General features: G+C 74.2%; 12 protein-coding genes and 1 pseudogene. 3 read left to right on the top strand and 10 right to left on the bottom strand.

The window, feature by feature from the left end:
* Positions 1 to 97: pseudogene (locus AB0D44_RS22860) on the top strand (NAD(P)-binding domain-containing protein); the annotation flags it as partial.
* Positions 98 to 118: 21 nt separating this feature from the next.
* Here the strand turns inward: AB0D44_RS22860 and AB0D44_RS22855 are convergent.
* From AB0D44_RS22855 to AB0D44_RS22835, 5 genes are all read right to left on the bottom strand, one after another.
* Positions 119 to 1,243: a glycosyltransferase family 4 protein gene (locus AB0D44_RS22855; protein ID WP_362594011.1), complete on the bottom strand. Its 1,125-nt coding sequence runs from the start codon at positions 1,241 to 1,243 to the stop codon at positions 119 to 121.
* Positions 1,244 to 1,386: 143 nt separating this feature from the next.
* Positions 1,387 to 3,120 carry a DNA repair protein RecN gene (gene recN, locus AB0D44_RS22850; RefSeq protein ID WP_362594129.1) on the bottom strand — a complete coding sequence of 578 codons (1,734 nt, stop codon included), beginning with the start codon at positions 3,118 to 3,120 and terminating at the stop codon, positions 1,387 to 1,389.
* A 115-nt stretch (positions 3,121 to 3,235) separates the two neighbouring features.
* Entirely contained in the window at positions 3,236 to 4,171 is a 936-nt protein-coding gene (locus AB0D44_RS22845) for an NAD kinase (RefSeq protein ID WP_362594008.1), read from the bottom strand.
* Entirely contained in the window at positions 4,168 to 4,983 is an 816-nt protein-coding gene (locus tag AB0D44_RS22840) for a TlyA family RNA methyltransferase (RefSeq protein ID WP_362594005.1), read from the bottom strand. Before AB0D44_RS22840 ends, AB0D44_RS22845 begins: the two co-directional genes overlap by 4 nt.
* Before the next feature lie 7 nt (positions 4,984 to 4,990).
* Positions 4,991 to 5,245 (bottom strand): hypothetical protein, encoded by a 255-nt coding sequence (locus tag AB0D44_RS22835; protein WP_362594002.1) that lies wholly within the window; start codon positions 5,243 to 5,245, stop codon positions 4,991 to 4,993.
* A gap of 65 nt (positions 5,246 to 5,310) precedes the next feature.
* On the opposite strand from AB0D44_RS22835, the gene AB0D44_RS22830 reads away from it, so the two are divergent.
* Positions 5,311 to 5,658 (top strand): alkyl sulfatase C-terminal domain-containing protein, encoded by a 348-nt coding sequence (locus tag AB0D44_RS22830; RefSeq protein WP_362593999.1) that lies wholly within the window; start codon positions 5,311 to 5,313, stop codon positions 5,656 to 5,658.
* A 132-nt stretch (positions 5,659 to 5,790) separates the two neighbouring features.
* On the opposite strand, the gene AB0D44_RS22825 is transcribed toward AB0D44_RS22830, so the two are convergent.
* The 4 genes from AB0D44_RS22825 to AB0D44_RS22810 are packed head-to-tail and all read right to left on the bottom strand — an operon-like array spanning position 5,791 to position 9,796.
* Positions 5,791 to 6,618: an ABC transporter ATP-binding protein gene (locus AB0D44_RS22825; RefSeq protein ID WP_362593996.1), complete on the bottom strand. Its 828-nt coding sequence runs from the start codon at positions 6,616 to 6,618 to the stop codon at positions 5,791 to 5,793.
* Positions 6,615 to 7,661, bottom strand: a complete 1,047-nt coding sequence (locus AB0D44_RS22820; protein WP_362593993.1) for an iron chelate uptake ABC transporter family permease subunit — start codon at positions 7,659 to 7,661, stop codon at positions 6,615 to 6,617. Before AB0D44_RS22820 ends, AB0D44_RS22825 begins: the two co-directional genes overlap by 4 nt.
* Positions 7,658 to 8,713, bottom strand: coding sequence for an iron chelate uptake ABC transporter family permease subunit (locus AB0D44_RS22815; RefSeq protein WP_362593990.1), 1,056 nt, complete (start codon positions 8,711 to 8,713; stop codon positions 7,658 to 7,660). The genes AB0D44_RS22820 and AB0D44_RS22815 overlap by 4 nt, the downstream gene beginning before the upstream one ends.
* 48 nt (positions 8,714 to 8,761) lie before the next feature.
* The gene (locus tag AB0D44_RS22810) at positions 8,762 to 9,796 is read right to left on the bottom strand and encodes an HAD-IIA family hydrolase (RefSeq protein ID WP_362593987.1); all 1,035 of its coding nucleotides are present in this window, start codon (positions 9,794 to 9,796) and stop codon (positions 8,762 to 8,764) included.
* A 96-nt stretch (positions 9,797 to 9,892) separates the two neighbouring features.
* Here AB0D44_RS22810 and AB0D44_RS22805 point away from each other — a divergent pair, with 96 nt between their 5' ends.
* Entirely contained in the window at positions 9,893 to 11,164 is a 1,272-nt protein-coding gene (locus AB0D44_RS22805; protein ID WP_362593984.1) for a DUF1015 domain-containing protein, read from the top strand.
* A 71-nt stretch (positions 11,165 to 11,235) separates the two neighbouring features.
* Here AB0D44_RS22805 and AB0D44_RS22800 read toward each other — a convergent pair whose 3' ends face one another.
* The gene (locus AB0D44_RS22800) at positions 11,236 to 12,126 is read right to left on the bottom strand and encodes a hypothetical protein (protein WP_362594126.1); all 891 of its coding nucleotides are present in this window, start codon (positions 12,124 to 12,126) and stop codon (positions 11,236 to 11,238) included.
* Positions 12,127 to 12,726 lie beyond the last annotated feature (600 nt).

Below are 12,726 nucleotides of genomic sequence, written 5' to 3'. Positions count from 1 at the left end.
GGGCTCCCCCATGGCCGAGAACCTCCTGAAGGCCGGCTACTCGGTCACCGGATTCACCCTGGAGCAGGACAAGCTGGACCGCCTGCCGGCCCCCGGCTAGGGACCGGCACGCGCACAGCTACCGGCGGCCGCGTTCCATCAGCTCGTCGTACACCGACAGAACCTGCGCGACCGTGTCGTCCTCGGACGGCCACGTCGCGGCCTGCACCCGCCCCGCGGCGACCAGCTCCGCCCGCCGCCCCGCATCCGCCAGCAGGCCGGTCACGGCCGAGGCGAAGGCGCCCGCGTCCCCCGGCGGGACGAGCACCGCGCCCTCCCCCACCAGCTCCGGCACGCCCCCCACCGCCGTGGCCACCAGCGGCACCCCCACCCGCAGCGCCTCCTGCGCCAGCAGGGCCCGCTCCTCCCACCGGCTCGGCAGCACCGCCAGGTCCGCCGCCGCCAGCAGCTGCGCCGCGTCCCGGCGCCGCCCCAGCAGCCGTACCGGAAGCCCTTCCTCCACGATCCGCCGGGACAGTTCGGCCCGCAGCGGCCCCTCCCCCGCGATCACCAGCAGCGGCAGGGGGTCCAGCGTCCGCCACTCCCGCGCCGCGTCGAGCAGTACGGAGTACCCGCGGTGCGGCACCAGGCTGCCGACCGCGATCAGCAACGGCCTCCCCACCGCACCCAGTTCCGCCCGCACCTTCCCGGGATCCGCCTCCGCGCCGGCCGCCGGCACGGCGACCGGGGCCAGCCGCGCGTCCCGCGCCCCCCGGAGCCGGGCCCGGTCCACCAGGTCCGAGGAGGCCCCCAGCACCACCGCAGCGGCCCGCGCCACGTGCCGTTCCAGGATCCGGCTCAGCCGCCCGAGCGCGGCACCGGCCGCACCGCCGGCGGCCGGGCCGTCCCCGTGCCAGCTCACGACCAGCGGCACCCGCCGCCCCCGCAGGGCCAGCACGGCCCGCATACCGGCCCGGACCCCGTGCGCGTGCACGACGTCGGCCGCGGCACAGGCGGCCCTCAGCGCGTTCGCCGCGTCGGGCGCGAACTGCGCCCCCGCGCCGGTGAAGTCGTACTCGCCCTCCGCCTCTACGGGCGCGCACACCGTGACCCGTACCCCGCGCGCGGCGAGCCCGGTCGCCAGCGACCGTACGTGCGCACTGCTGCCCGCGCCCGCACCGCCGCCGAGCACTTGGACGGTACGCAGCGGCGGCCGCCCGTAGGGCTGTGCCGGGACGGACGGGGAGACCGGGGAGCTGCTCACGGGCCGAAGCTCCAGGGTGAGGGAGTCAGAGACGTCGCCCAGGATGCCAGTCCGCACGCGCGTTCCGGGACCATACGGGTGCGGATCCGGTGAGAGATACCGCAGGACGCCCCTCAGCCTCACCCACACGGGCTAAGGGGGCGTCAACCCCGGCCGCCGTCCGCGCGCGCCGCAGCGAGGAGTTCCTCGGCGTGCGCCCGCGCCGAGGCGGAGTCCTCGTGGCCGGCCAGCATGCGCGACAGCTCGCGGACCCGGTCCTCGCCCTCCAGGACGGTGACACCGCTCCTCGTCACCGATCCGTCGTTGGTCTTCTCGACGAGCAGCTGCCGGTCCGCGAACGCCGCCACCTGCGGCAGGTGGGTGACGACCACCACCTGGGCCGACTTGGCGAGCTTCGCCAGCCGCCGGCCCACCTCGACGGCGGCCTTGCCGCCGACGCCGGCGTCGACCTCGTCGAAGAGGTACGTGGGCACCGGGTCGGAGCCCGCGAAGACGACCTCGACGGCCAGCATCACCCGGGACAGCTCACCGCCCGAGGCGCCCTTGGCGATCGGCCGCGGCTGGGCCCCGGGGTGCGGGGCGAGGAGCAGTTCCACCTCGTCGGCGCCCGAGGGTCCGTAGGCGACCGGGCGGCCGTCCACGTCCACCCCGTCGGGGTCCTCGGTCTGCCGGACGTCGATGGTCACCCGGGCGTGCGGCATCGCCAGCGAGGCCAGCTCCTGCGTCACGGCCTGGGCGAACCGGGTCGCCGCCTCCACCCGGGCGTCCGTCAGCGCCTGCGCCAGCGCCGACAGTTCGGACCGCAGCCCGTCGCGCTCGGCGGTCAGCTCGGTGATCCGCTCGTCGTCGCCGTCCAGCTCCAGCAGCCGCGCGGCGCCCCGCTCCGCCCATTGCAGCACCGAGTCCACGGTGCCTTCGGTGCCGTACTTGCGCGTCAGCTGGGTCAGGGCCGCCCGCCGCTCCTCCACGGCGGCCAGCCGCAGCGGGTCGGCGTCCAGGTCGTCGGCGTAGCCCGCCAGCTCCCCGGCCACGTCGGACAGCAGGATGCCCAGTTCGCCGATCCGCTCGGCGAGCGCGCCGAGCGCCGGGTCGTGGGAGCGTACGGACTCCAGGGCCCGGTGGGCGCCCGCGACGAGGGTGTTGGCGTCGATGCCCTCCGGGTCCTCCGGATCGCCGGCCAGCGCGCCGTGCGCCTGCTGGGCGGCCGAGGCCAGCGATTCGGCGTGCCCGAGCCGCTCGGCTTCCGCCGCCAGTTCGGCGTCCTCGCCGGCGACCGGTTCCACGGCCGCGATCTCGTCCAGCCCGAAGCGCAGCAGGTCGGCCTCCTGGGCCCGCTCCCGCGCCCGGGTGGTGATCTCCTCGAGCTCGACGGCGACCGCGCGCAGCCTGCGGTAGGCGGAGCCGTACTTCTCCAGCGGGACGGCCACGGCGTCGCCCGCGTACCGGTCGAGGGCCTGCCGCTGCCGGGCGGGCCGCAGCAGGCCCTGCTGGTCGGTCTGCCCGTGTACGGCGACGAGGTCCTCGGCGAGCTCGCCGAGCAGGCCGACGGGCACGGAGCGGCCGCCGACGTGGGCGCGCGAGCGCCCCTCGGCGGACACGGTGCGGCTGATCAGCAGGGCGCCGTCGTCGAGCTCGGCTCCCGCCTCCTCGGCGCGCAGGGCGGCGGGTGCGTCCGGGCGCATGACGATGCGGCCCTCGACGACCGCGGCCTTGGCCCCGATCCGCACCAGGGCCGGGTCGGCGCGACCGCCGAGCAGCAGCCCGAGGCTGGTGACGACCATCGTCTTGCCCGCGCCGGTCTCGCCGGTCACCGCGGTGAAACCGGGCGACAGCTCGACCACCGCGTCGTCGATGACCCCGAGCGACCGTATCCGCATCTCCTCAAGCACGGGACGACGATACCGAGGTTTCACCAGTGCCATGTGACCTCACCCGCCCGAAGTTCTCCGAACGGACGTGCTATTTAGAGGCGCGGGCGGTCCGGGACCCGGCTCAGTGCGGCGCCCCGCGCCATCCCGAAACCGGCAGCGCGAACTTCGCGACGAGCCGGTCGGTGAACGAGGCGTGGTGCAGCCGGGCGAGCCGCACCGGTACCGCCCCCCGCCGGACCTCCACCCGCGCCCCGGCCGGCAGCTCCAGCATCCGGCGGCCGTCGCACCACAGCACCCCGTGCGGGGTGCCGTTCTGCACCTCGACCGCCAGGACCGAGTCCGGCGAGGTCACCAGCGGCTTCGCGAACAGCGCGTGCGCGCTGATCGGCACCATCAGCAGGGCCTCGACCTCCGGCCAGACCACCGGCCCGCCCGCGGAGAAGGCGTACGCCGTGGAGCCCGTCGGAGTCGCGCAGACGATCCCGTCACAGCCGAAGCCGGTCACCGGGCGCCCGTCGATCTCCAGGACCACCTCGAGCATCCGCTCCGGGGACACCTTCTGCACCGCGGCCTCGTTCAGCGCCCAGTCCTGGTGGACCACGTCGCCGTTCGTGCGCACGATCACATCGAGGGTCATCCGCTCCTCGACCTCGTACTCGCGCGTCACCACCCGGTCGACGACCTTGTCCAGGTCGTCGCGCTCCGCCTCGGCGAGGAACCCCACCCGCCCCAGGTTGACGCCCAGCATCGGCACCCCGGAGGCGCGCGCGAACTCCGCGCCCCGCAGCAGGGTCCCGTCGCCGCCCAGCACGATCAGCAGCTCGCACCCGTCGAGCACCCCCGGAGTGGACTCGGTGACGAGCTCCACCTCCGGCGGCAGCGGCAGGTCCGCCGCCTCGTGCGCGAAGACCCGTACGCCCAGCCCGCAGCGCAGCAGGCCCTTCACGACCAGCTCGGCGCTCCGGATGGCCGCCGGCCGGCCGGTGTGCGCGAGCAGGAAGACGGTCCGCCCCGTCGCCGAACCCGACCCTGAACCAGAACCCGCTGAATCTGTCACTGCGGCCCCTCCGCCACTGCACGGTCAACATCCGCCGGGTCGAGTGCCGGTGCCCCCGCCCGCAGCCACAGAAAGTACTCGACGTTCCCCGACGGCCCCGGCAGGGGACTGGCGGTCACCCCGAGAACGCCCAGCCCCAGCTTCGCCGCCTGCGCCGCGACCTCGCGCACGGCCTGCGCCCGCAGCTCGGGGCTGCGCACCACGCCGCCGCTCCCCAGCCGGTCCTTGCCGACCTCGAACTGCGGTTTGACCATCAGCACCAGGTCCGCGTCCGGCGCGCAGCACCGGACCAGCGCGGGCAGCACCAGCCCGATCGAGATGAAGGACAGGTCGCCGACGACGAGGTCGACCGGGATCCCGTCGATCAGCTCCACCGTCAGTTCGCGGACGTTCGTACGGTCCTTGACGGTGACCCGGTCGTCGCTCTGCAGCGACCAGGCGAGCTGTCCGTAGCCGACGTCGACGGCCATCACATGGGCGACGCCCGCGCGCAGCAGCACATCGGTGAAACCGCCGGTCGACGCCCCGGCGTCCAGCGCCCGGCGCCCCTCCACCCGCAGCCCCTGCGGCTGGAAGGCCGCGAGGGCGCCCGCGAGTTTGTGGCCGCCCCGCGAGACGTAGTCGGGATCGCTGTCGTCCTTCAGGACGACCAGCGCCGCGCTCGTCTCGACCTGGGTGGCGGCCTTGGTCGCGGTGGTGCCGCCCACGGTCACCCGGCCCGCGGCGATCAGCTGCGCGGCGTGCTCGCGCGAGCGGGCCATGCTGCGGCGTACCAGTTCGGCGTCCAGGCGGCGGCGTGCCACTCCTGCCACGTTCGGTTCAGCTCCTGTTTTCGTACGGTCCGGGGACGGATGGTGCGTCCAGCGCGGTCAGCGCCTCGCGCAGCCCCCGGTGGACATCCTCGTACACCGCGAGGTGTCCGTCCGCCGCGAGGTGGTCGGCGTCCGCCAGCCGCGCCAGGTGCGCGTCCACCGCGCCGTGCCCGGTGGGCGTGCGTACGACGCCCAAGGCCACGGGCCCGGCGGCGGGCTCGGCCGTGGGCTCGGCCGTGGGCTCGGCAGCTTCGTCGGTCATGCCCCGACGCTACCCCGAAGCGCCCCGCGACCACGCAACGGCTCTGCGGTACGGTCGTGATCACGATGGCTACGATTCAGGAGTGCCGAGCCGCACTCGACCGACTCTCCGACAACCTCGCCGGCGCGGACGGCGGCGTGCGCGGCGCGGCCGCGCTCGACCGCTCGCTGAGCTGCCACGTCACGGACCTGGACCAGACCTTCACGGGCCGCCTCGAGGACGGCCGGATCCGTGTGGACTCGGTCGCTGCGGGCCCGCCCGCGACGAAGGCCGACATCCGGCTCGCGATGACCGGCGACGACCTGGTCGCCCTGGTGGCGGGCGACCTCAAGTTCGCCAAGGCCTGGGCCTCCGGCCGCATCCGCCTGGAAGCCGGCTTCCGCGACCTCCTCCGCCTCAAAAGCCTCCTCTAGCCCCAGGCCCAGCCCCGCCGGCGTTTGAGGCGCGGGAGTCCGGGGGCGGAGCCCCACGTCTTTGAGCCGCACCGCCCCACCCGGCCCGCCGGCGATGGAGGCGCAGGGCCCGGGCCGGACCACCGCACCCCGCTACCCCGCCCGGAGCCCCGCCCGAGCCCTCCGCGCCGCCGGAACCACCAACGGCGTCCCGGTCTCCGGATCGGGGATGACCTGGCACTTCAGGCCGAACACCGCCTCCACCAGCTCCGCCGTGACGACCTCCCGCGGCGCCCCCTCGGCCACGACCCGCCCGCCCCGCATCGCGATCAGGTGCGTCGCGTACCGGGCCGCGTGGTTCAGATCGTGCAGCACCGCCACCAGCGTCCGCCCCTGCGTCTCGTGCAGCTCCGCACACAGGTCGAGCACGTCGATCTGGTGCTGGATGTCCAGGTAAGTCGTCGGCTCGTCGAGCAGCAGCAGCGGGGTCTGCTGCGCCAGCGCCATCGCGATCCACACCCGCTGCCGCTGACCGCCCGACAGCTCGTCCACCGCCCGGTCCGCGAGTTCCGCGACCCCGGTCGAGGCCATGGACTCCTCGACGATCCGCTCGTCCTGCGGCGACCACTGCCGCAGCAGCCCCTGGTGCGGGTACCGCCCGCGCGAGACCAGGTCGGCGACCGTGATGCCGTCGGGCGCGAGGGAGGACTGCGGGAGCAGCCCCAGCGTCTTGGCGACCTTCTTCGCCGGCATCGACCCGATGGCCTGCCCGTCCAGCAGCACCCGCCCGGCGGACGGCTTCAGCATCCGCGACAGGGCCCGCAGCAGCGTGGACTTCCCGCAGGCGTTGGGGCCGACGATCACGGTGAAGGAGTGGTCGGGGATCTCCACCGACAGGTTTTCGGCGATGACCCGCTGGTCGTAGCCGAGGGTCACGTTCTCCGCGGTCAGCCGCTGCACTTCGCCACTCCTGAGGTTCATATACGTCCTGCCTTGCGCTCGGTGACGAGCAGCCAGAGCAGATAGACACCACCGACGAGCCCGGTCACCACGCCCACCGGCAGCTGGTCGGAGCCGAAGGCCCGCTGCGAGGCCCAATCGGACACCAGCAGCAGCACCGAGCCCATGAGCGCGGCCGTCAGCAGGTTCCCGCCGGGCGAGCGGGTCAGCCGCCGGGCCAGCTGTGGTGCGGCCAGCGCGACGAAGGAGATCGGCCCGGCCGCGGCACTCGCCGCGGTGGTGAGCACGATCGCCGCCAGCATCAGCAGCAGCCGCGTGCGTTCCACCCGTACCCCGAGGGCGTACGCGGCGTCGTCGCCCATCTCCATCATCCGCAAGGCCCGGCCCTGGCCGAGCACCAGCGGGAAGAGCACCGCGCACACCCCGAGCAGCGGCCACACCTGCGCCCAGTCCCGGCCCGCCAGCGAGCCGGTCAGCCACACCATCGCCCGGGTGGCCTCGACCATCTGGGCCTTCGTGATCAGGTACTGGATCGCGGCGATCAGCATGGCGGACGCGCCGATGCCGACCAGCACCAGCCGGTACCCCTGGATCCCCTTCTTGTAGGCCAGCAGGTACACGGCCAGGCCGGCCAGCAGACCGCCGAGCAGCGCGCCGACGGCCACCTCGGTGGCGCCGCCCTTGAACAGGACGATCACGACGAGCGCGCCCACCGCCGAGCCGTAGCCGAAGCCGAGCAGGTCGGGGGAGCCGAGCGGGTTGCGGGAGACGGACTGGAAGACGGCCCCGGCCATCCCGAGGGCCGCTCCGACCAGCAGGGCGACCAGGACCCGCGGCAGCCGCAGGTCGTTGACGATGAAGTCGTTGGCGGGGGTGCCGTGGCCCAGCAGGGTCCGTACGACGTCCCCGGGAGCGATCCGGAAGTCGCCGGTGCCGATGAGCAGGACGGCCAGCGCGAGCGCGGCGACGGCGAGCAGCACCCCGGTGGCCAGGGCGCGCCGCTCGACCCGGAGCGAGATCCCGCCGGGGAGGGTCAGCCGGCGGGCTTTGGCGGTCGCGGTCACAGCTGGGCCATCCTCTTGCGCCGGACCAGGTGGATGAAGACGGGGCCGCCGATGAGGGCGGTGACGATGCCGACCTGGAGCTCGGCGGGCCGGGTCACGACCCTGCCGACGACGTCGGCGCCGAGCAGCAGCACGGGGGACAGGACGGCCGAGTAGGCGAGCACCCAGCGCATGTCGGGTCCGGTGAACGCCCGCACCAGGTGCGGGACCATCAGCCCGATGAAGACGATGGGCCCGCAGGCGGCGGTGGCCGCGCCGCAGAGCAGGGTGATGGCGAGCATCGCGCCGATCCGGGTCCGCGTCAGGTTCGCGCCGAGCGCCCGGGCGGTGTCGTCGCCCATGGCCACGGCGTTGAGGGGCCGCCCCAGCGACAGCGCGAGCACCGCGCCGACGAGCAGGAAGGGGGCGACCTGGCGCACGGTGTCCATGTTCGCGGAGGCGAGCGAACCCACCGTCCAAAAGCGCAGCTTGTCCAGCGCCTTGCTGTCCATCAGCTGTACGGCGTTGATGTAGCCGACGAGGGCCGCGCTGGCCGCCGTACCCGCCAGCGCGAGGCGTACCGGCGTCGCGCTGCGGCTGCCGCCCAGGACGTAGACGATGACGGAGACGGCGGCGGCGCCGAGGAAGGCCCACCACACGAACTCGCTCAGGGAGCTCGCGCCCAGGAAACTGATCGCGGACACCACGGCGGCCGCGGCGCCGGCGTTGACGCCGAGGATGCCGGGCTCCGCCAGCGGATTGCGCGTCAGGGCCTGCATGACCGCCCCGGACAGGCCGAGCCCGAGCCCGACCATCAGCCCGAGCAGGGTGCGCGGCACCCGCAGGTCCCGCACCACCACGTCGGAGGCGGTCCCCGAGTAGGCGAACAGGCCGTGCCAGACCTCGGCGAGGGGCATCTGCTTCGCGCCGACGGCGATGCTCACCACCGCGAGCACCGCCAGCACCGCGAGGGCGCCCAACAGGCCGGCGGCACGTGCGCCGTGGCGGGAACGGGCAGCGGCGGCCGGCGCCGCGCTCTGTTCGGGGGGACTCCCGGGACTCTCGACCAACACGCAAGTTAGGTTAGCCTACCCTGCGTCCAGGCTGATCACCCGAGCGGTCTACAGCCCCAGCCGGGCCAGGGCCTTCTCGGCGTCCAGCGCGCAGGCCCCGTCCCCGGCCGCCGTCCACGCCGCCGCGCACAGCGCCCGCAGCCCGCCGACCGGATCCCCGCCCTCCCCGCGCAGTTCGAGTACGCCGTCCAGCGCGACCGCCGTCCAGCCCCCGCAGCGGAACCCGCCGTCCACCGCCGCCACCTCGGGCTGGCCGGTCAACAGCCCCCGCAGGTCCCGGTCCACGTACGTCGGCCGGTGCCTGGGCTCGGCCCGCACCAGCTGCTTCGCGTCCGTCACCCCGGTCAGCACCAGCAGCGAATCCACGTCACCGTTGAAGGCGCCCTCGATGTCGGTGTCCAGCCGGTCACCGACCACCAGCGGCCGCTTCGCCCCCGTCCGCAGCACGGTCTCCCGATGCATCGGGGGCAGCGGCTTGCCCGCCACCTGCGGCTCGGCGCCCGTCGCGATCCGCACGACCTCCACCGCCGCGCCGTTGCCCGGCGCGATCCCCCGCGCCCCCGGGATCGTCAGGTCGGTGTTGGAGGCGTACCACGGCACCCCCCGGTTGATCGCGTACGAGGCCTCCGCGAACCGCCCCCAGGCCAGCTCCGGCCCCCCGTACCCCTGCACGACCGCCGCGAGCCCCTCCTCCTCGGCCGACTCCACCGGCACCAGCCCGCGCTCGCGCAGCGCGACCCGCAACCCCTCCCCGCCGATCACCAGCACCTTCGACCCCGGCGCCACCTGCTCCGCGATCAGCCGGGCGACCGCCTGCGCCGAGGTGATCACCTCGGCCGGCTCGGTCGGGATGCCCAGCTCCCCCAGGTGCCGTGCGACCGCGTCCGGGGTCCGCAGCGCGTTGTTCGTGACGTACGCGAGGTGCATCCCGTCGGCCCGGGCCGCGGCGAGCGACTCCACGGCGTGCGCGATGGCCTGCCCGCCCGCGTAGACCACTCCGTCGAGGTCCAGCAGAGCCGTGTCATACGCCCGGTGGAGGCTCTGCGCGCTCGACGCGGGACTGGTCCTGCTCTGCCGGGTCATCTGTCCGCTCCTCATACGATTTCGCACGCCCGATCCTGTCCGGATCCGCACTCCCCCGATCATCCCGCATCCCGAGACGGGTCTTACCATGCACCAATGACCACATCTGGCACCGCGGACCGAGGGCTGCGCCTGATCCCGTTCCACGGCCTGCGCTACGTCCCGGAGCGTGTCGGCAGCCTCGCCGCCGTCACTTCACCGCCGTACGACGTGGTCGTGCGCCCCGACGGAGTCGACCACCTCGAATCCGCCGACCCGCACAACATCGTCCGCCTGATCCTCCCGCAGGCCGGAACCCCCGCCGCGCGCAACGAACAGGCCGCCCGCACCCTGCACGACTGGCTGGCCGAGGGCATCCTCAGCGCCGACCCCGAGCCCGCGCTCTACGTCTACGAGCAGCGCCGGGCGGGCCTGCTCCAGCGCGGCGTCATCGGCGCCCTCGCCCTGTCCGCCGCCGACGCCGGGATCGTCCTGCCGCACGAGGACGTCATGCCGGACGTGGTCACCGACCGGGCCGGTCTGATGCGGGCCACCTCGGCCAATCTCGAACCCCTCCTCCTCACCTACCAGGGCGACGACCCCGGCGCGGGCGCGGCGGCGGTCGTCGAACGGACCGCACGGCGCGCGCCCCTCCTGTCCACGACCACCGAGGACGGCTTCCAGCACCGCCTGTGGGCCATAACGGACCCGGCCGAGCTGGCCACCGTCACCGCCGACCTCAGCCACCGCCAGGCCCTCATCGCCGACGGCCACCACCGCTGGGCGACCTATCTGCGCCTCCAGGAGGAACACGGGTCCCCGACCCCCTGGGACTTCGGCCTGGTCCTCCTCGTGGACACGGTCCGCTACCCGCTGCAGGTCCGCGCCATCCACCGGATGCTGCGCCGCCTCCCGGTCCGCGACGCCCTCGCCGCCCTGGGCGACCACTTCCGGGTCCGTCCGGTGGAGGGGCCGCTCCCGCTGGCCCTGGAGGTCCTCGCGGACGCAGCGGAACGCGGCAACGCCTTCCTGCTCACCGGCGACGGCAGCTTCCACCTGGTCACCGACCCCGACCCGGCCCTCCTCGACCGCACGGTCCGCCGCGACCGCCCCGAGGCCTGGCGCCGGCTGGACGCCACGGTCCTGCACGCCACCCTCCTGGACGCCCTGTGGAACGTCCCGGACACCCCCGACCAGATCACGTACATCCACGACGCGGCGGCGACCGTGGAAATGGCGGAGCGCCACGGCGGCACGGCGGTCCTGCTGCACCCCGTACGGGAGGAAGTCGTGCGCGACCTGGCCCGCCAGGGCGTCACCATGCCCCGCAAGTCCACCTCCTTCGGCCCGAAGCCGGCCACGGGCCTGGTGCTGCGCGGTCTGGACTGACCTCCGCGGTACCCCGGACATGACGAAGGGCGGTACCCCGACCGGGGTACCGCCCTTCGTCATGTCACGCCTCAGGCCTTGTCGCGGCCCGCGTCCTGCTCGTCGTCCTGCTCGTCGTCCTCGACCGGGACGACCTCGTCGGTGACGTCGAAGTCGGCCTCGGACTCCTCCAGCGGCTCGTACTCCTCGTCGTCCTCGTCGTAGTACTCGGCGACGTCGGAGGCACGCTCGGCCCGGGCCACCTCGGCCGGGTCCTGGTCGTCCTCGTCCTCGTCCTCGTCGATGTCCTCGTCGATGTCCCGGTCCTCGACCAGGTCGTCGGCGAGGTCCACGGAGGCGTCGACGAACTCGACACCGTCGATCTCGGCGAGACGGTCGGAGGCGTCGGTGGCCCCCTCCTTGTCCGCCTCGAGGGTCTTGGCGAACCACTCGCGCGCCTCGTCCTCACGACCGGCCGCCAGCAGCGCGTCGGCGTAGGCGTAGCGCAGGCGCGCGGTCCAGGGCTGGACGGAGTTGGAGGCCAGCTCCGGGCTCTGCAGGGTCACGATGGCGGCATCGAGCTGCCCCTGGTCGCGCCGGGCACCGGCGGCCACCAGCCGCATCTCGACCTGACCGGCCTTGTCCAGCTTCTGCACCTCGGGCTCGCCGGCCATGGCCAGCGCCCGCTCCGGACGGCCGAGGCCGCGCTCGCAGTCGGCCATGACGGGCCACAGCTCGACGGAGCCGGTCATGCGCTTGGCGGCGCGGAACTCCGCGAGCGCCTCGCTGTACTTCTGCGTGGCGTAGGCGGCGAAGCCGGCGGCCTCGCGGACGGCGGCGACACGGGAGGCCAGTCGAAGGGCGATGCGCGAGTACGCGTACGCCTGCTCGGGGTCCTCGTCGATCAGCCGCGCGACCATGACCAGGTTCTTGGAGACTTCCTCGGCCAGGCCCTTGGGCAGGCTCAGGAGCTCCTGACGCACGTCGGCGTCGATCTCGAGGCCGGTGACGTCCTCGTCGATCGGGAGCCGCTTGACCGGGTCGCGGTCGCGGTCACCGCGGTAGTCGCGGTCGCCGCCGCGGTCATCGCGGCCACGGTAGCCGCCACGGTCACCACCGCGATCGTCGCGGCCACCACGGAACCCACCGCGGTCGCCACCCCGGTCGTCACGGCGCGGGTACGACGGACGGTCGCCACCGCGGTCGTCCCGGCGGGGGTACGACGGACGGTCGCCGCCGCGGTCGTCACGGCCGCCACGGAAGCCGCCACGGTCGTCATCACGACGCGGGTAGGAGGGACGCCCACCGCGGTCGTCGTCACGGCGCGGGTAACTGGGACGGTCGCCCCGGTCGTCACGGCGGAACGAGGGACGGTCCCCTCCCCGGTCGTCCCGGCGCGGGTACGACGGGCGGTCGCCACCGCGGTCGTCACGACCACCACGGAAGCCGCCACGGTCGTCATCACGGCGCGGGTAGGAGGGACGGTCACCCCGGTCGTCACGGCGGAACGAGGGACGGTCCCCTCCCCGGTCGTCCCGGCGCGGGTACGACGGGCGGTCGCCACCGCGGTCGTCACGACCACC

It is taken from the genome of Streptomyces sp. NPDC048349, assembly GCF_040651925.1.
In the GTDB taxonomy this organism is placed as follows: domain Bacteria; phylum Actinomycetota; class Actinomycetes; order Streptomycetales; family Streptomycetaceae; genus Streptomyces.
The sequence above is the reverse complement of the archived record's forward strand: the minus strand, read 5'-3'. Positions and strand labels throughout refer to the sequence as shown.